The sequence below is a fragment of the Pseudomonas massiliensis genome (assembly GCF_000826105.1).
Classification (GTDB): domain Bacteria; phylum Pseudomonadota; class Gammaproteobacteria; order Pseudomonadales; family Pseudomonadaceae; genus Aquipseudomonas; species Aquipseudomonas massiliensis.
Genome location: NZ_CCYK01000005.1, coordinates 260,389 through 276,889, shown reverse-complemented (window position 1 = coordinate 276,889; position 16,501 = coordinate 260,389). Strand labels below are relative to the sequence as shown.

Annotated in this window: 15 protein-coding genes; 3 read left to right on the top strand and 12 right to left on the bottom strand. The window is 63.9% G+C overall.

Features of this window, described 5'->3' with window-relative positions; all coding sequences use genetic code 11:
• The first annotated feature begins 142 nt into the window (after positions 1–142).
• Positions 143–1,687 carry a phosphoenolpyruvate carboxykinase gene (locus BN1188_RS04680; RefSeq protein WP_040260215.1) on the top strand — a complete coding sequence of 515 codons (1,545 nt, stop codon included), beginning with the start codon at positions 143–145 and terminating at the stop codon, positions 1,685–1,687.
• Between the two features lie 81 nt (positions 1,688–1,768).
• Here BN1188_RS04680 and BN1188_RS04675 read toward each other — a convergent pair whose 3' ends face one another.
• The 6 genes from BN1188_RS04675 to yrfG all read right to left on the bottom strand — a co-directional run bounded on the left by BN1188_RS04675 (position 1,769) and on the right by yrfG (position 8,140).
• Positions 1,769–2,497: a hypothetical protein gene (locus BN1188_RS04675; RefSeq protein WP_040260214.1), complete on the bottom strand. Its 729-nt coding sequence runs from the start codon at positions 2,495–2,497 to the stop codon at positions 1,769–1,771.
• 164 nt (positions 2,498–2,661) lie between these two features.
• The gene (locus BN1188_RS04670) at positions 2,662–3,114 is read right to left on the bottom strand and encodes a glycine zipper domain-containing protein (RefSeq protein ID WP_040260213.1); all 453 of its coding nucleotides are present in this window, start codon (positions 3,112–3,114) and stop codon (positions 2,662–2,664) included.
• 178 nt (positions 3,115–3,292) lie between these two features.
• Positions 3,293–5,626: an FdhF/YdeP family oxidoreductase gene (locus BN1188_RS04665; protein WP_408633578.1), complete on the bottom strand. Its 2,334-nt coding sequence runs from the start codon at positions 5,624–5,626 to the stop codon at positions 3,293–3,295.
• A 2-nt stretch (positions 5,627–5,628) separates the two neighbouring features.
• On the bottom strand, positions 5,629–6,462 hold the full coding sequence (gene fdhD / locus BN1188_RS04660; RefSeq protein ID WP_040260211.1) for a formate dehydrogenase accessory sulfurtransferase FdhD: 834 nt from the start codon (positions 6,460–6,462) through the stop codon (positions 5,629–5,631).
• Between the two features lie 91 nt (positions 6,463–6,553).
• The gene (locus BN1188_RS04655) at positions 6,554–7,450 is read right to left on the bottom strand and encodes a LysR family transcriptional regulator (protein WP_040260210.1); all 897 of its coding nucleotides are present in this window, start codon (positions 7,448–7,450) and stop codon (positions 6,554–6,556) included.
• Complete coding sequence (yrfG, locus tag BN1188_RS04650; protein WP_040260208.1) at positions 7,451–8,140, bottom strand: GMP/IMP nucleotidase; 690 nt, start codon at positions 8,138–8,140, stop codon at positions 7,451–7,453.
• Between the two features lie 86 nt (positions 8,141–8,226).
• On the opposite strand from yrfG, the gene nudE reads away from it, so the two are divergent.
• Positions 8,227–8,793, top strand: a complete 567-nt coding sequence (gene nudE / locus BN1188_RS04645; protein WP_040260206.1) for an ADP compounds hydrolase NudE — start codon at positions 8,227–8,229, stop codon at positions 8,791–8,793.
• Positions 8,790–9,617 (top strand): 3'(2'),5'-bisphosphate nucleotidase CysQ, encoded by an 828-nt coding sequence (cysQ, locus tag BN1188_RS04640; protein ID WP_040260204.1) that lies wholly within the window; start codon positions 8,790–8,792, stop codon positions 9,615–9,617. Before nudE ends, cysQ begins: the two co-directional genes overlap by 4 nt.
• 227 nt (positions 9,618–9,844) lie before the next feature.
• On the opposite strand, the gene BN1188_RS04635 is transcribed toward cysQ, so the two are convergent.
• Genes BN1188_RS04635 through rfbB form a run of 6 tightly spaced genes read right to left on the bottom strand, consistent with a single transcriptional unit; the run spans position 9,845 to position 16,446 of the window.
• On the bottom strand, positions 9,845–11,236 hold the full coding sequence (locus BN1188_RS04635; RefSeq protein WP_040260202.1) for a sigma-54-dependent transcriptional regulator: 1,392 nt from the start codon (positions 11,234–11,236) through the stop codon (positions 9,845–9,847).
• Complete coding sequence (locus tag BN1188_RS04630; RefSeq protein ID WP_040260542.1) at positions 11,233–13,038, bottom strand: ATP-binding protein; 1,806 nt, start codon at positions 13,036–13,038, stop codon at positions 11,233–11,235. Before BN1188_RS04630 ends, BN1188_RS04635 begins: the two co-directional genes overlap by 4 nt.
• A gap of 36 nt (positions 13,039–13,074) precedes the next feature.
• Positions 13,075–13,953, bottom strand: coding sequence for a dTDP-4-dehydrorhamnose reductase (rfbD, locus tag BN1188_RS04625; RefSeq protein WP_232430898.1), 879 nt, complete (start codon positions 13,951–13,953; stop codon positions 13,075–13,077).
• Positions 13,950–14,498, bottom strand: coding sequence for a dTDP-4-dehydrorhamnose 3,5-epimerase (gene rfbC / locus BN1188_RS04620; protein ID WP_040260200.1), 549 nt, complete (start codon positions 14,496–14,498; stop codon positions 13,950–13,952). The genes rfbD and rfbC overlap by 4 nt, the downstream gene beginning before the upstream one ends.
• Complete coding sequence (rfbA, locus tag BN1188_RS04615) at positions 14,495–15,367, bottom strand: glucose-1-phosphate thymidylyltransferase RfbA (RefSeq protein WP_040260196.1); 873 nt, start codon at positions 15,365–15,367, stop codon at positions 14,495–14,497. Before rfbA ends, rfbC begins: the two co-directional genes overlap by 4 nt.
• Positions 15,364–16,446: a dTDP-glucose 4,6-dehydratase gene (gene rfbB, locus BN1188_RS04610; protein WP_040260194.1), complete on the bottom strand. Its 1,083-nt coding sequence runs from the start codon at positions 16,444–16,446 to the stop codon at positions 15,364–15,366. Before rfbB ends, rfbA begins: the two co-directional genes overlap by 4 nt.
• Positions 16,447–16,501: the final 55 nt, after the last annotated feature.

The following is a 16,501-nucleotide window of genomic DNA, read 5'->3' as shown; positions in this document are numbered from 1 at the left end:
CGGAATAGCGCCGTTTTAGACCGGGAGAGCTACTCTTTTCCATCCGTTCTAGGCATAATCCGGCCACTTTTTAGCTGTAGTAGGGTGCGGTTTTCTACTACAAACGTTTGGAGCACTCGGCTAACCGCCGACGGGGATTCTCATGACGCAAGCCAAAAACGCCGTGTATACCGATATCAGCATCGCTCAACTGGTCGAAGAGGCCATTCGACGCGGTGAAGGTGAGCTTGCCGCCAATGGCTCGCTGGTTGTGAAAACCGGTCATCGTACCGGCCGTTCTCCGGTCGATCGCTTTATCGTAGAAGAGCCGTCCACTCAGGGCGACATCGCCTGGGGGCCCATCAACCGCAAATTCCCGGCTGACAAGTTCGACGCCCTGTGGGAGCGCGTCAGCGCCTATGTGGGTGAGCGTGATCATTTCGTATCCCATGTTCACGTAGGCTCTGACGACAGCCACTACCTGGCCGTGAAGATGACCACCGAGACGGCCTGGCACAACTTGTTCGGCCGTTGCCTGTTCATCAATCCCGCCCAGTACAACCCTGCCGCGCGCCAGGAATGGCAAGTGCTCAACGCGCCCTGGTTCACCTGCGAGCCGGAGCGTGACGGCACCAACTCCGATGGCTGCGTCATCATCAACTTCGCTGCCAAGAAGGTGTTGATCGCCGGCATGCGCTACGCTGGCGAAATGAAGAAAGCCATGTTCTCGGTGCAGAACTTCCTGCTGCCGGCGGCGGACGTGCTGCCGATGCATTGCGCCGCGAACATGGGCGAGGACGGCGACGTCACCCTGTTCTTCGGTCTGTCCGGCACCGGCAAGACCACCCTGTCCGCCGACGAAAGCCGTTACCTGATCGGTGACGACGAGCACGGCTGGGGCGAGGGTGTGGTGTTCAACATCGAGGGCGGCTGCTATGCCAAGTGCATCGACCTGACCCAGAAGAACGAGCCGGTGATCTGGAAAGCCATCCAGTTCGGCGCCGTGCTGGAAAACGTGGTCCTGGACCCGGAAACCCGCGTGCCGGATTACACCGACGACAGCCTGACCCAGAACAGCCGCGCGGCCTATCCACGCGAGCTGATCGACAAGATCGCCCCGAAGAACCTGGGTGGCGAGCCGAACGCCGTGATCTTCCTCACCTGCGACCTGACTGGCGTGCTGCCACCGGTGTCGATCCTGAGCGAAGAGCAGGCCGCCTACCACTTCCTGTCTGGCTACACCGCCCTGGTCGGCTCTACCGAAATGGGTTCGGGCGCCGGCATCAAGTCCACCTTCTCCACCTGCTTCGGCGCGCCGTTCTTCCCGCGTCCGGCCGGTGTATACGCTGAGTTGCTGATCAAGCGCATCCGTGCGTTCGGCTCCAAGGTGTACCTGGTCAATACCGGCTGGACCGGTGGCGGCTACGGTGTAGGCAAGCGGTTCAACATCCCCACTACCCGTGGCGTGATCGCGGCCATTCAGAGCGGTGCGCTCGTAGGCGCTGAAACCGAGCACCTGGACATCATCAACCTGGACGTGCCCAAGGCCGTGCCTGGCGTCGATACCGGCCTGCTCAAGCCGCGCACCACCTGGGCTGACCCCGCCGCCTATGACGAAGCAGCCAAGGCCTTGGCCGGGCTGTTCATCGAGAACTTCAAGAAGTTCGAAGTCTCGGACGCCATTCGCGCCGCTGGTCCGCAGTTGTAATCGAGCCCAGGCTTGAACGAACCCCCGCCCAGTGCGGGGGTTCTTTTTTTCAGGGGGCTAATGAGGGCCGGAAGAGGGTGGTCAGGGCGTGAACTGGCTGGCTACGGCGCAAAGCTGCGTCCGGGCATCACGGGTGTCGCGATCCCGGGATTTTTCCGCGCGGCGCGTCCAGTCCCGGCATTGGTCCTTGAAGTACTGTTGAGCGGCGCGACGGCACTCACGACGCTCGATACTATCGCCCGGGAAGTTGAAGCAGACCGAGCCTTGGTCGATTTCGTTATCGTAGATCCGCCAGCGCGCCACGTAGCGATTGGGGCCGTCCCACTCCCGGATAGTGACGCTGGCAATCTGATAAGGGCGCTGCGCAGGCGTCTGCGCATGAGTGGCTCCGGCCCTGAACTGGGCCAGGTACTCGGCTGATACCAAGCCCTGGGGCGGTGCCGGAGCTTGCTCCTCAGGCTTGCTGGTCTTGGCTGGGGCAGCCGTGGCGGGGGCGTTTATCACCACGAGGGTAGCCTGGTTCACTACCTGGGAAACAGCCTGGTTCACAACGGCAACCGGCGGCGTTTCCGCTTCAAGTGGCGCGGCGGGCGGCGAGGCGGCAGGGCGAGCCACTGGCGCCGAGGCCTCATGCTCAAGGCCCCAGGCTAATGCGGCGGCGGCCGCCAGACCTGTCAACCAAAGGCCGGCACGACTTTTACGTTCGGCTGGCACGGAGCGAGGGGGCCTGGCACTGCCCAGCACGACGTCGATCTGGCTCGGGTCCAGGCGTTGGAAGTGAGTCACGCCGTTGTCATTGGCTTGGGTCATGGAGCGGTTCCTGGCGTACCGACATCGCCAGGGCTGGCCACAGGATGATGTCGCAATGCTGTTACATTGCGCGCAGAGTAAACGTGGCTTCAGAAAATGAACAGAGGGGCACCCTGGTATTTGGTCGGAATGGATCCGACGCTACAGGCGCCCCTCTGGAGGCGTCAGCGATGACGCCAGTGCTTACGGTGACCATAGTGATGGCCGCGGTCGTGTTTCCAGCGGCGGTCGGCGCGGCGATCGCGGTCACCATGGTCATCATCCTTGCCCATGTAGTTGCCGAGCGCGCCACCAGCACCGCCGCCAGCCGCCGCGCCGATCAGGCTACCGGTGTTTCCGCCTACGCTGCGTCCGATGACGTTGCCGCCGGCCGCGCCCAAGGCCCCACCGAGGGCTGCTTCGCCGCGGCTGTGCTTGTCGGCACCTACCGCACTACCTGCGGCGCCACCCAGGCCAGCGCCTATGGCCGAGCCAGTGCTGCCACCGATCTGCTGGCCAACTACGGAACCGAGAACCCCACCCAGGGCGCCGCCGATACCTGCTTCGGCGGTACCGCCGGCAAAGGCCGCGCCGCTGATCAGGCTCAAAGACAACGCAACAATCGAGGCAAGCTTCATGAAAGGAATCTCAGGCTTATGACGGCGCGATCGTGCAACGGGCCGTTGCTGGTAACAACTGAAAATCGACGAATGACACGAGCGTGTCACAAAACGCTAACTTATTGTTTTTAGGGGAAACTTAATCAAGCAAGGCGGGTCGTAAGAGATTCGACCCGCCTTTCTGGCGTATACCAAATCAAATGATTCGCGCGCTTTCCTGTGACCGCTCGAAACGAATGGCTACGAACTTTGACGTTGGCGTGCTGCTGCCTTCGCCTGTGCTCTCCAGAGGTACGAGCGGGTTGGTTTCCGGATAGTAGGCTGCCGCCTGGCCCGCCGGAATGTCGAAAGGCAACAGGGTAAAGCCGCTGACGCGACGCTCGCGGCCGTCTTCCCACACGGAAATCATGTCCACTTTCTGCCCCGGCTGGTAGCCCAGGCGGATAATGTCCGCCTCGTTGGCGAACACCACCTCGCGCTGGCCGCGCACGCCACGGTAGCGATCATCGAGGCTGTAGATAGTGGTGTTGTACTGGTCATGGGACCGCAGCGTCTGCAGGATCAGGTCGGGTACCTTGCCGGTGGCATGGACCCTGTCATGCAGCAGGTCGGCTGGCAAGGCGTTGGCCTTGAAGTTCGCCCGGCCACTGGAAGTGCTCCAGCGGCGCGCCCCGGCGGTATTGCCCAGGTAGAAGCCACCCGGATGCTTGAGCTTCTCATTGAAGTCGGTAAAGCCAGGGATGGTATCGGCGATCAGGTCGCGGATGCGCTGGTAGTCGCCCACCAGCCACTGCCAGTCCACCGGACGCGGGCCCAGGGTCGCGTGGGCGATGCCGGCGAGAATCGCGGGCTCCGAGCGTTGCAGGGGCGAGAGCGGCTCCAACTGCCCAAAGGACGCATGCACCATGGAGAAAGAGTCTTCCACGGTCACGGCCTGTGGCCCTTCAGCCTGACGGTCGATGTCGGTACGGCCGAGGCAAGGGAGAATCAACGCTTCCTTGCCATGAACCAGGTGGCTCCGGTTGAGCTTGGTGCTGATCTGCACGGTCAGTTGGCAATTGCGCAGGGCCTCGGCCGTGCGTGGCGTGTCCGGGGTCGCCTGGGCGAAGTTGCCACCCAGGCCGATGAACACCTTGGCGCGCCCTTCAAGCATGGCATGGATGGCCTCGACCACGTTATGCCCTTGCCGGCGCGGCACCTGGAAGCCGAAGCGCTTTTCCATGGCATCGAGCAGGAATACCGGTGGGCGCTCGTTGATGCCCATGGTGCGGTCGCCCTGTACGTTGCTGTGGCCCCGTACTGGGCACAGGCCCGCGCCTGGGCGGCCGATGTTGCCGCGCAGCAACGCCAGGTTGGCCAGCTCCTGGATGGTCTGCACCGAATGGCGATGCTGGGTGATGCCCATGGCCCAGCACATGATGACCTTGGTAGCCCTGGCGTACATACGGGCGGCGCGCTCGATCTCCACCAACGGCAGGCCGGACTGCTGGACGATCTGCTCCCAGGTGGTGGCATCCACGGCCGCCAGGTATTCCTGCACGGAAGTCGTGTGAGCATTGAGGAATTCGTGGTCGAACACGGCCGGGCCACCGCTGGCCTGGGCGTCACGCTCCCATTGCAGCAGGAACTTGGCCATGCCCCGGGCGATGGCCATGTCACCACCCAACGCGGGGCGGAAGAACGCCGTGTTGGTGGGGCGGTCGCCGTTGGTGAGCATTTCCAGCGGATGTTGAGGGTGCTGGAAGCGCTCCAGGCCACGCTCCTTGAGCGGATTGATGCACACCACCTGGGCGCCGCGTTCCACCGCTTCGCGCAGGGGTTCAAGCATGCGTGGGTGGTTGGTGCCGGGGTTCTGCCCCCAGACGAAAATGGCGTCGGCGTGCTCGAAGTCCTCGAAGGTCACCGTTCCCTTGCCGACACCCACGCTCTGCGACAGCGCGACACCACTGGCCTCGTGGCACATGTTCGAGCAGTCGGGGAAGTTGTTGGTACCGTAGGCGCGCACGAACAGCTGATACAGGTAGGCCGCTTCGTTGCTGGCCCGGCCTGAGGTATAGAACTCGGCCTGGTCGGGATTTTCCAGGCTGTTGAGATGGCTGGCAATGAGCGCGAAGGCATCGTCCCAGTCAATGGGCTGGTAGCGGTCCGTGTCGGCGTTGTAGACCATCGGCTGGGTAAGCCGACCCTGGTATTCGAGCCAGTAGTCGCTTTGTTCCAGCAGCGATCTCACGCTGTGACGGGCGAAGAAAGCCGCATCCACCCGGCGCTTGGTCGCTTCCCAGTTCACCGCCTTGGCGCCGTTTTCACAAAACTTGACCATGCCGTCTTCGGGAGACTCGCCCCAGGCGCAGCCCGGGCAGTCGAAGCCGCCGTTCTGGTTGGTCTTGAGCATGGCGCGGATGTTCTTCAGCGGGTTGCCGCTGTACAGCCAGAAGCGGGTGACGCTCTGCAAAGCGCCCCAGCCCGCGGCCGGGCCCTTGTAGGGCTTGAAGCGAGGGGCGGACGCAGGGGCGGTTTCAGCCTTGGAAATGCTCACGATTGATTCTCCATCGCGGGGCTATAGACCCGCGGCGCGCTGTGATGCGGCAAGTGAATGAGGTTCAGGCGATGCTGGCGCGCCCATTGGCAGGCCAGGCCAGTCGGGGAGGAAAAGCTCACAAGGGTTTGAATCCCGGCGCGCAGCATTTTCTGGATCAGCTCCAGGCTGCAGCGGCTGGTCATGACCACCAGCCCGCCAGTGGTTTCGATACGCTCGCGTTGCAGCGCACCGATCAATTTGTCCAGGGCGTTGTGGCGGCCGATGTCTTCCCGGGCCAGAAGCAGTTCGCCTTCGCGGTTCATGAAGGCGGCCGCGTGCACTGCGCCGGAATGCTTGCCCAGGGGCTGAAGCTCGGCGATACGTTCGCGCAGGCCCCCAAGCCAAGCCAGCGGCGGCAGGGGTGCCTGCGCCAATACAGGCAGCGCGGGCAGGGCCTGGTCCATCGCTTCCACCCCGCAAAGGCCACAACCACTGGTGCCGGCCATCTGCCGTCGGTGATCTTTCAGGGCCCAGAAGGCGCGGCTCGATATTTCGACCTGTGCTTGCCAGGAATCGCCACACGCTTGCAGGCTGATGTCATAGATATCTTCGAGCGAAGGAACGATGCCGCTGGCAAGGCTGAAACCCACCACGAAGTCTTCCAGGTCCCTGGGGCTGACCAGCATTACCGCTTGGCTGATGCCGTTGTACACGATGGCCAGCGCTACCTCATCAGCCAGGGCGGCGCAGCCTCGCTCGCCACCGGCGAGGGTGACATAGGCATAGTCCTGACTGGCGGAAGGCGCCGTCGCAGAGGGCGCCAAGGGAGCAAAACGCGGGATGGACATCGGCAGTACCGGCAGTTTCGTTCATGGAGCCTATGCCGGGTGTGACTGGTCGTCTAATCGCTTGTTCCAATCCGCTGATAGATGGCCTCGATTAAGCCAGGCGGTCTGGTGCCAGACGGGCCCGACAGTAAGCGAAGCAGGCTTCGGCCAAGGGCGAACGCGGTTCCGCTCGGCGCATGATAAGCCCCAGGCCAGCCAGGGTCTGGGCCTGCTCTATCGGCTGCAGCCGCAAATGGTCGGTCAGGCCTTCAAGGCCGCCATGCAGCGGCATGATGGCGCAGCAAAGGCCGCCCTGAACCGCTTGCAGAAGCTGGTGCACCGCATCGGTCTGCAGCAGGGGCTCAGGGTGCAGGCCTCGGCTATGGAAGGCATGATCGATGGACTGGCGAAAGTGCATGCCCACGGTCAACAGCCCAAGAGGCAATGCGTTCACTGCCTCCCAGCTCAGCGGCGCATCATCGAAGTCGAAATGACGTGGGTCATGAAGCAAGCCCATGCGGGTGTCATTGAGCACCAAGGATTCGAAGCGCGTCGGGTCGAGGCGATCCAGGTAGGACACACCCAGGTCCAGCCGGTTGCTGGCCAATTGCTCTAGCAATTGGTCGGAACTCAGCGAGCTGAGCTCGAAGCGAAGCTCTGGGTGCAGCCCATGCAGGTCGCGCAGTAGGGGAATCGGATCGAAGCTCGACAGCGGTACAACGCCCAGGCGCAGGGTGCCGACCAGGTGCCCTCGGCACGCGGCAGCTTCGGCGCGCAGGCCGTCATACGCCGCCAGCACGGTGCGCGCCCAAGCCAGGATACGCTCACCCGGCGGTGTAAACCCTTCGAAGCGCTGGCCTCGGTTCACCAAAGGCAGATCCAGCTCTTCTTCGAGGCTGCGCAAGCGCATGGATAGGGTGGGCTGGGTAATGTGGCAGCGCGCCGCGGCCTGGCCGAAGTGACGGGTTTCGTCCAGAGCCACGAGGAATTTCAGCTGCTTGATATCCATTCAGGCCCCCTGGGAAGCGGGCGAGGCCGCCAGCCCCACAAGCAGCTCGCGAAAGTCGTCCACCGCGGCAAACTCTTCCGTATCCTTGCGGCCTTTGCGACTGTCCGGCTCGCACACTGCCAGCAGATGGCCGATGCCATACGCCCGCGCGCTGCGCAAAATCGGCAAGGTATCGTCGATGAACAGCGCATTGGCCGGCGTAAAGCCGATATCCGCCTCCAGCGCCTCCCAGAAAGCACGGGCTTCCTTTGGATGGCCGTAATCATGGGAGCTGATCAGGCGGTCGAACCAGGGCGCCAGGGCGATGCGCTCCAGTTTCAGCGTGAGTGAGTCCCGGTGAGCGTTAGTGATCAGTACTAACCGTTTGCCTGCCGCGTGAACGGCAGCCAGGAAAGTATCGGCATGGGGCCGCAAGGCAATCAATTCGGCCACTTCCTGCTTGAGCTCGACGATTGGCAGCTCGAGCTCCCGCTGCCAGAAGTCCAGGCAGTACCAGTTCAACTGTCCGGCATGGGCTTGGAACAATGGCTGCAGCCTTGCCTGGGCTGCGGCCAGATCGGTGCCATGCAGCTCGGCGTAACGCTGGGGCAGATGGTGAAGCCAGAAGTGGTTATCGAAGTGGAGATCCAGCAGGGTGCCGTCCATGTCGAGCAGAACGGTGTCGATGTCGGACCAGGCTAAAACAGGCATGAGCAGGCTCCCGGGCGGCGGAAAACAGGCTCGGCGTTTCGCCGAGCCAAGGTATAGTACCCCGTTCAAGCCAAGGAGCCGCCCCTATGCGCCATAAACCCACCGTACTAGGCCGCGAGATCGTTGCCAGCAGCCGTATATTCCGTGTCGAGCAGGTGCAGTTGCGTTTTGCCAATGGCGCGCAGCGGACCTACGAGCGCCTGGTGGGGCATGGCACCGGCCACGGGGCGGTGATGATCGTGGCCATGCTCGATGCCGAGCATGCGGTACTGGTGGAAGAGTATTGCGGCGGCACTGAAACCTACGAGCTGTCGCTGCCCAAGGGCCTGATCGAGCCTGGTGAAGATGTACTGGCGGCGGCCAATCGGGAACTGAAGGAAGAGGCCGGTTTCGGTGCGCGGCAGCTTGAATACCTCACCGAGCTGTCCCTGTCGCCGGGCTACATGAGCCAGAAGATCCAGGTGGTGCTCGCCACCGACCTCTACGAAGAGCGCCTCGAAGGTGATGAGCCGGAGCCCCTTAGGGTAGATCGCGTGAACCTGCGAGGATTGGCGGAGCTGGCCGGCCATCCGGATTTCAGTGAGGGGCGTGCGTTGGCGGCGCTCTACCTGGCACGAGATCTGTTGATCCAGCGGGGAGTATTTGCCCTGTGAGCTACCCGCATCCATGGTTGCAAAGCGTTGTGGCATTGGCTCGGGAAGCAGGCGAGGCGATTCTGCCGTTCTGGCGTTCCGGGGTAGAGGTGACAGCCAAGGCTGATGACTCGCCGGTGACCGCGGCAGACCTGGCAGCCCACCATGTGATTCTGGACGGCCTGACCCGCCTCGATTCCAGCGTGCCGGTGCTGTCGGAGGAAGACTGCAACCTGCCCCTAGCAGTACGCGAACAGTGGGGGCGGTGGTGGCTTGTCGACCCCCTCGATGGCACCAAGGAATTCATTTCCGGCAGCGAGGAGTTCACGGTGAACATCGCCCTGATCGACCACGGCGAGGTGGTATTCGGCGTGGTCGCCATGCCGGTCTCCGGGCGTTGCTGGTGGGGCGGCGCGGGCCTTGGCGCCTGGCGCAGCGAGCCCGGGCAGGCGCCGGTGAGGATCCACGCCCAGGCGGAGCCCGCCGCGGGCGAGCCTTTCACCGTAGTGGCCAGCCGACGTCATTCAAGCCCGGAGCAACAGGCCTTGTTGGCGGGCCTGGAGAGCGTCGTCGGGCCGTTGGCGCTGACCAGCATCGGCAGCTCGTTGAAGTTCTGCCTGTTGGCTGAGGGTACGGCCCACTGCTATCCCCGCCTGGCGCCCACCTCGCAATGGGATACCGCCGCCGCCCAAGGCGTACTGGAAGGGGCGGGTGGCGAAGTGATCAATACCCTGGGCGAACCCTTTCGCTATCCAGCCCGAGAGAGCTTGCTCAATAGCCATTTCCTGGCTTTGCCGGGGCAGGCGCCCTGGCGCTCGGCGCTGCTCTCGCTGTGCCGGGCCTGAACATGACCTGTACAGGAGCCTGGTAACCCAGCGCCAGCTGGGGAGTCGTTCGGCAGCTGGCGCTGCCTCCAACAGGTCTTGCGCAGGCGGCCGGTGGGACCCAGCGCCAGCTGGGGAGTCGTTCGGCAGCTGGCGCTGCCTCCAACAGGTCTTGCGCAGGCGGTCGGTGGGACCCAGCGCCAGCTGGGGAATACTTCGGCAGCTGGCGCTGCCTCCAACAAGCGGTTTCAATCGCTGTCTTCCCCGGTGCCCACGGCCAGGCCGTGCTTGCGCAGTTTGTCATGCAGGGTTTTTCGAGGAATGCCCAAGGCTTCGGCCAGGCTGCGCAACGAGGCATGGCCCCGGGCGATCTCGGCGCTGATCACCTGGCGTTCGAACGCCTCGACCTGCTCGCTCAAGGCGCCGCTTCCGCTACCTGAGGTTTCGGCGGCCATTGCTTCGGTCTCGGCCTGTGGATCGAGGGCCAGGTCCAGGCCCAGGGCGAAGCGCTCCGCCGCGTTCTGCAGTTCTCGCACATTGCCAGGCCAGCCATGTCGCAACAAGGCACTGCGTTGCGCCGGCTGCAACGCCTGGGGCGGCAGGCCGTGGCGCTGGGCGGCGGCGCCGCTGAAATGCTCGAACAGCATGATGATGTCTTCGCCGCGCTCGCGTAGCGGTGGTAGGCGAACCGGGGCGACGTTCAGGCGGTAGTACAGGTCGGCACGGAAGCGGCCTTGATCCGCGGCCAGGCGCAGGTCTTCCTTGGTGGCGGCGATCACTCGGATGTCCAGGGCAATCTGTTGGTTGCCACCCAAGCGTTCCACTACCCGTTCCTGCAGCAGGCGTAGCAGCTTGACCTGTACTTCCAGGCTCATGCTCTCGATTTCGTCGAGGAAGAGCGTGCCGCCATTGGCGAACTCGAATTTGCCGATACGGCGTTTTTGCGCGCCGGTGAAAGCGCCGGGCTCATGGCCGAACAGTTCGCTTTCAACCACCGACTCGGCCAGGGCGCCAGCATTGATGGCCACGAAAGGGCCTGTGCGACGGCTGGAAAGGTCATGCAGCGCCCGCGCCACCACCTCCTTGCCCGCGCCTGTCTCGCCCAGGATAAGTACATCGGCGCGGGTCCCGGCCAAGGCACCGATCTGCTCGCGCAGGCGCGTCATGGCGGGACTGCTTCCCAAAAGGCGAGCGCCCAGGGCCTGACGGTCGCTCAAGGCCAGGCGCAGGCTGCGGTTGTCCAGCACCAGCCGGCGATGGCCGAGGGCGCGGCGTACGCTATCGAGCAGCGCGTCGCTCGGGAAAGGCTTTTCCAGGAAGTCGTAGGCCCCGGCTCGCATGGCTTCCACCGCCAGGGGAACATCGCCATGCCCGGTGATCAGCAGCACGGGCAATTCCGGGTCGGCGGCGTGCAGCCGCTTGAGCAGGGTCAAGCCATCCACGCCTGGCATGCGAATGTCACTGACCACGACGCCCGGCCAGTCTCGCCCGATGCGACCATCCAGGCCGCTGGCGTCTTCCAGCGCCAGGACGCGCAGGCCTGCGAGGTCCAGGGTCTGGTGCAGGGCTTGACGTAGATGGGGGTCGTCATCCACCAGAACCACATCGGTTTGTGCATTCAGTACGTCAGGCAGGGTCATGCCAGATCCTCTAGCGGTTGCGGGCTTACCCCGGGGGTGGCGGGGCGCAGGCGCAAGGTCAGCAACGCGCCGCCCTGGGGATGATTGGCCAGCAGCAGCTCGCCGCCCAGCGCCCGCATGAGGGTATCGCAGATGGCCAGGCCCAGGCCCAGGCCCTGGGTACGGGTCTTGGTGGTGAAGAAGGGCTCGCGGGCATGCGCCAGTGCCTCGCTGGTGAAGCCTGGGCCATTGTCGCGGATATACAGGCTGATGCCGTCGATGGACTTGTCTGCGCTGAGCCAGATGCGTCTCGGGTTGGCCTTTTCCGTCAGTGCATCCAGGGCATTGGCCAGTACATTGCCCAGCACCTGGCGCAGCCGGGTTTCTCCGGCCTGGACCCACAAGGGCGCGTCTGGCAGATCGCGGATCAGCTCCACCGCCATGGCGCGGCGTCGCTTGGCAAGCAGGGCCAGGGCGTCCTCCAGGGCAGGCTGCAAGGCGACGCTTTCCGGGGCGTGACGGTCGCGCCGGGCGAACGCGCGCAGATGCGCGATGATGGATGCCATGCGGGTGGTCAGCTCGCTGATAGCCTTGAGGTTGCCCCGGGCCTCGTCGACCCGGGCATGGTCGAGTAGCACGCCGGCGTTGTCGGCATAGCTGCGAATGGCGGCCAGGGGCTGGTTCAACTCATGGCTGATGCTGGCACTCATGGTTCCCAGGGCCGACAGCTTACTGGCCTGGACCAGTTCATCCTGCGCCTGCACGAGTTTTTGCTGCGCCTGCTCGCGTTCCAGTACTTCCTGGCGCAGGCGGCTGTTGAGCTTCTGCAAGGCGCTGGTGCGCTCGCTGACACGTGCTTCCAGTTCCTGCCGGGCCTGGGCCTCGAAGCCCAGGCGATCCAGGTAGTTGCGGCGCCGCTGCATCATCAGCCCGAGCATCAGGATCAGCGCCAGCAAGGCAGCTCCGCCTACCGCCACCACCGTCCGCACCGGGCGGTCTATGAGGCTGCGCGGCGCGAGCAGATTCACGGTCCAGCCGGTTTCGCTGATGTAGCGGCTTTGGCTGAGCCAGGCGGGGCTGGCCAGGTCCAGGGGGCCCGGGTTGCCTGTGGGGTAAGGCTGGTTCGCGCTGATGGCGGCGCGTTCGGCATCGGTCAGGGGCCGGGTAGAGCGGTAGCGCCAGTCAGGCTTGGAAGTGAGGATGACCACGCCATATTGGTCTGTCACTACCAGTTGCTCGGGCGTGCGGCCCCAGAGCGTTTCGGTGTGGTCCAGATCGACCTTGACGACCAGGGCGCCCAAGGTCTGATCGTGGTCACGCACGCCGGCGGCGAAGAAGTAGCCTCGCTTGGCCGAGGTAGTGCCCAGGCCGAAGAAACGGCCCAGGCGCCCGGCGATGGCGTCGTTGAAATAAGGCCTGAAAGCGAAGTTGCGGCCCACGAAGCTGTCTTTCTGCTCCCAGTTGGACGCCGCCAGGGTGTTGCCCGCCGGGTCCATCAGGTACATCACTTCAGCGCCGGTCTGCGTGCTGATGGTCTTGAGCAGGCGGTTCGCCGCGTTGCGCAGGGTCAAGTCCGCCGGGTTGGCCAACAACTGGCGCAGCGCGGGCAAGTCGCCAAGGATCGGCGGCAAGGCTTCATAGCGACTCAAGGTGCCCAAAAGGTTGGCCACATAAAGGTCGAGGGTTTGCCGGTTCTGGCTGACCAGTTCGCTGCGGTAATAACGGTCCGCCAGTTGCTGCAGGGGCAACAACAGGGGGGCCAGGCAAAGGGCGACCAGGGCGAGGTTACGCCAGCGTGGCCGAGGGGGAAGGGCGGGCTTGATCATGCCGCCATGTTAACCCACCCGGCCATGCACCCGTTACGCCCCGCGCAGGCACTCCAGCAGGCCGTCGTGCCAGGGGGCCTGGCGCACGCCCCACTCACTGGCCAGGCGTTCGCAGCTCAGGCGCGAGTTGAGTGGCCGGCGCGCCGGTGTCGGATATTCGCTGGAGGGAATTGGGACCAGGTTCGCGCACGGTTTGCCGGCCTGGCGCAAGGTCTCGCCGATGGCCTCGGCGAAGCCGAACCAGGAGGTCTCACCGCTGGCGGTAAGGTGGTACAAGCCCCAGGCTCCGGGCTGGCCGGCCTGCCAGCGCTCGATCAGCCGCACGGTGCTGTCCGCGATGGTGCCGGCCCAGGTTGGCGCGCCTATCTGGTCGGCGACCACTTTCAGCTCAGGTTTCTCCTGCAACAGGCGCTGCATGGTGAGTAGGAAATTACGGCCATGAGCGGCATAGACCCAGCTGGTGCGCAAGATAAGGTGCTCGCCCCCCACCGCCTGGATGGCCTGTTCGCCGGCCAGCTTGCTTTGCCCATACACACCCAGGGGGGCGGTAGGGTCGGTTTCCACGTACGGCGCGGGCTTGCTGCCATCGAATACGTAGTCTGTGGAGTAATGGATCAGCGGCGCTCCGATACGAGCAGCTTCCTCGGCCAGCACGCCAGGCGCCGTGGCGTTGATCGCCAAGGCCAGTTCCGGTTCGCTTTCGGCCTTGTCCACCGCGGTGTGGGCGGCCGGGTTGATGATCAAGTCCGGCTGATAGGCCCGCACCTGCTCCCGGATGGCGCTCGGGTCGGTCAAGTCAAGGGCGGCGCTGCCCAGCACACTGAGCTGGACCTTGCCCGCCAGGCGGCGTTGCAGCTCAGTGCTGACCTGACCATTGGCGCCGATCAGCAGCACTCTCAAAAGATCGCTCATGGAAACAGGTCCGCCTCCGGCAGCAGCTTGCCTTGCTGGTCCTTGGCCGAGAGTCGTGGCTCCTGCCCCTGGAGCTGCCAGTCGATGGCCAGGGTCGGGTCATTCCAGGCGATGCACCGCTCGGCGCTCGGGGTGTAGTAGTCGGTGGTCTTGTAGAGGAAGTCCGCCGATTCGCTGAGTACCACGAAACCGTGGGCGAAGCCTTCGGGGATCCACAACTGCCGCTTGTTTTCCGCTGACAGCAGGACGGTTACATGCTGGCCGAAGGTAGGCGACTGGCGACGAATATCCACGGCCACGTCCAGCACCTCGCCGTTGACCACCCGCACAAGCTTGCCCTGGGGATTCTGGATCTGGTAGTGCAGGCCGCGCAATACGCCGCGCTCGGATCGAGAATGATTGTCCTGGACGAAGGTGACCCGGCGACCGGTGGCTTCCTCGAAAGCCCGCTCGTTGAAGCTTTCGAGGAAGAACCCGCGGTCATCGCCGAAGACCCTGGGCTCGAAGATCAGAAGATCCGCGATGGAAGTGGTTACCGTGTTCATCGAGCTTCCCGCGCCAATGCGAAGAGGTACTGGCCATATCCGGTTTTACCGAAGGCATTGGCTCGTACCAGCAGTTGTTGTTCGTCGATCCAGCCGTTCATGAAGGCGATCTCTTCCAGGCACGCTACTTTCAGGCCCTGGCGGTGTTCCACCGTCTGTACGTACTGGGACGCTTCCAGCAGGCTGTCGTGGGTGCCGGTGTCGAGCCAGGCGAAGCCTCGGCCGAACCGCTCCACATGCAGGTCGCCACGGGCCAGGTAGGCATTGTTGACGTCGGTGATTTCCAGCTCGCCCCGGGGCGAGGGCTTGACGTTGCGGGCGATCTCCACCACGTCGTTGTCATAGAAGTACAGGCCAGTGACCGCGTAGCTGGATTTGGGCGCCTTCGGCTTCTCTTCGATGGACAACGCGCGGCCGGCCTCGTCGAATTCGATGACTCCGAAGCGCTCCGGGTCCTTGACCCAGTAGCCGAACACCGTGGCCCCGCTCGGGCGGGCGACCGCCCGTTGCAGTTGGCCGGAGAAGTGCTGGCCATGGAAGATGTTGTCTCCCAGGATCAGGCACACCGGATCCTTGCCGATAAAGGATTCACCAATCAGGAAGGCCTGGGCCAGCCCGTCGGGCGAAGGCTGCTCGGCATAGCTGATATGGATGCCGAACTGACTACCGTCGCCCAGCAACTGACGGTACTGGGGAAGGTCCAGCGGAGTGGAGATGATCAGCACTTCCCGGATGCCGGCCAGCATCAGCACGGAAATGGGGTAGTAGATCATCGGTTTGTCGTAGATCGGCAACAGCTGCTTTGACAGCCCGAGGGTGATCGGGTGAAGCCGGGTGCCGGACCCTCCCGCCAGAACGATGCCTTTCATGCGATCAGGTCCTTCGGTTCGCTGTTGCCCAGACGCTCGCGCTGGTAGCTGCCATCCTGCACGCGGCGGCACCACTCCAGGTTTTCCAGGTACCACTGCACGGTCTTGCGCAGGCCGGTCTGGAAGGTTTCTTTCGGTACCCAGCCCAGGTCGCGCTCGATCTTGCTGGCATCGATGGCGTAGCGCAGGTCGTGGCCGGGGCGATCCTTCACGAAGGTGATCAGATCGGCGTAATCGGCCACGCCCGCCGGGCGGTTCGGCGCGAGTTCCTCGAGCAGGGCGCAGATGCCACGCACCACGTCGATGTTCTTCTGTTCGTTGTGGCCGCCGATGTTGTAGGTTTCACCCACCTCGCCACGGGTCACCACCTCGAGCAGCGCCCGGGCGTGGTCTTCCACATAAAGCCAGTCACGCACTTGCAGGCCGTCGCCATACACGGGCAAAGGCTTGCCTTCCAGTGCGTTGAGGATCACCAGGGGAATCAGCTTCTCGGGGAAGTGATAGGGGCCGTAGTTGTTGGAGCAGTTGGTGACCACCACCGGCAGCCCATAGGTGCGGTGCCAGGCGCGAACCAGGTGGTCCGACGCGGCCTTGCTGGCCGAGTAGGGCGAGCTGGGCGCATAGGGCGTGGTTTCGGTGAAGAGGTCGTCCACCCCGTGAAGGTCGCCGTAGACCTCGTCGGTGGAAATATGGTGGAAGCGGAACGTTGCCCGGGCAGAAGCATCCAGGGCCGACCAGTAGGCGCGGGTGGCTTCCAGCAAGGCGTAGGTTCCGACGATGTTCGTCTGGATGAATGCCGAAGGCCCGTCGATGGAGCGGTCTACATGGGATTCGGCCGCCAGGTGCATGATCGCCTCGGGCTGGAAACGCGCCAGTACCTTGGAAATGGTGGGCTGGTCGGCAATATCGGCCTGTACGAACTCGTAGCGGGTATTGGTGGCAATGCTGGCCAGGGATTCCAGGTTGCCGGCGTAGGTCAGCTTGTCCACATTGAGCACGTCGTGCTCGGTATTTTCGATGAGGTGTCGTACCAGGGCCGAACCGATGAAGCCGGCCCCTCCAGTGATGAGGATTCGCATGTTTACGGGCCTTTATCCTTAAGCCGCCAATAAGAAATGAGCATACTTTGTGGGG

What these genes read in the sequence shown, in the direction of transcription:
- nudE (WP_040260206.1), top strand. Translation starts at nt 8,227, where the DNA reads ATGCGCCATAAACCCACCGTACTAGGCCGCGAGATCGTTGCCAGCAGC.
- yrfG (WP_040260208.1), bottom strand. Translation starts at nt 8,140, where the DNA reads ATGCCTGTTTTAGCCTGGTCCGACATCGACACCGTTCTGCTCGACATG.
- BN1188_RS04635 (WP_040260202.1), bottom strand. Translation starts at nt 11,236, where the DNA reads ATGACCCTGCCTGACGTACTGAATGCACAAACCGATGTGGTTCTGGTG.
- fdhD (WP_040260211.1), bottom strand. Translation starts at nt 6,462, where the DNA reads ATGTCCATCCCGCGTTTTGCTCCCTTGGCGCCCTCTGCGACGGCGCCT.
- BN1188_RS04655 (WP_040260210.1), bottom strand. Translation starts at nt 7,450, where the DNA reads ATGGATATCAAGCAGCTGAAATTCCTCGTGGCTCTGGACGAAACCCGT.
- BN1188_RS04680 (WP_040260215.1), top strand. Translation starts at nt 143, where the DNA reads ATGACGCAAGCCAAAAACGCCGTGTATACCGATATCAGCATCGCTCAA.
- rfbA (WP_040260196.1), bottom strand. Translation starts at nt 15,367, where the DNA reads ATGAAAGGCATCGTTCTGGCGGGAGGGTCCGGCACCCGGCTTCACCCG.
- rfbD (WP_232430898.1), bottom strand. Translation starts at nt 13,953, where the DNA reads ATGAGCGATCTTTTGAGAGTGCTGCTGATCGGCGCCAATGGTCAGGTC.
- rfbC (WP_040260200.1), bottom strand. Translation starts at nt 14,498, where the DNA reads ATGAACACGGTAACCACTTCCATCGCGGATCTTCTGATCTTCGAGCCC.
- BN1188_RS04675 (WP_040260214.1), bottom strand. Translation starts at nt 2,497, where the DNA reads ATGACCCAAGCCAATGACAACGGCGTGACTCACTTCCAACGCCTGGAC.
- rfbB (WP_040260194.1), bottom strand. Translation starts at nt 16,446, where the DNA reads ATGCGAATCCTCATCACTGGAGGGGCCGGCTTCATCGGTTCGGCCCTG.
- BN1188_RS04670 (WP_040260213.1), bottom strand. Translation starts at nt 3,114, where the DNA reads ATGAAGCTTGCCTCGATTGTTGCGTTGTCTTTGAGCCTGATCAGCGGC.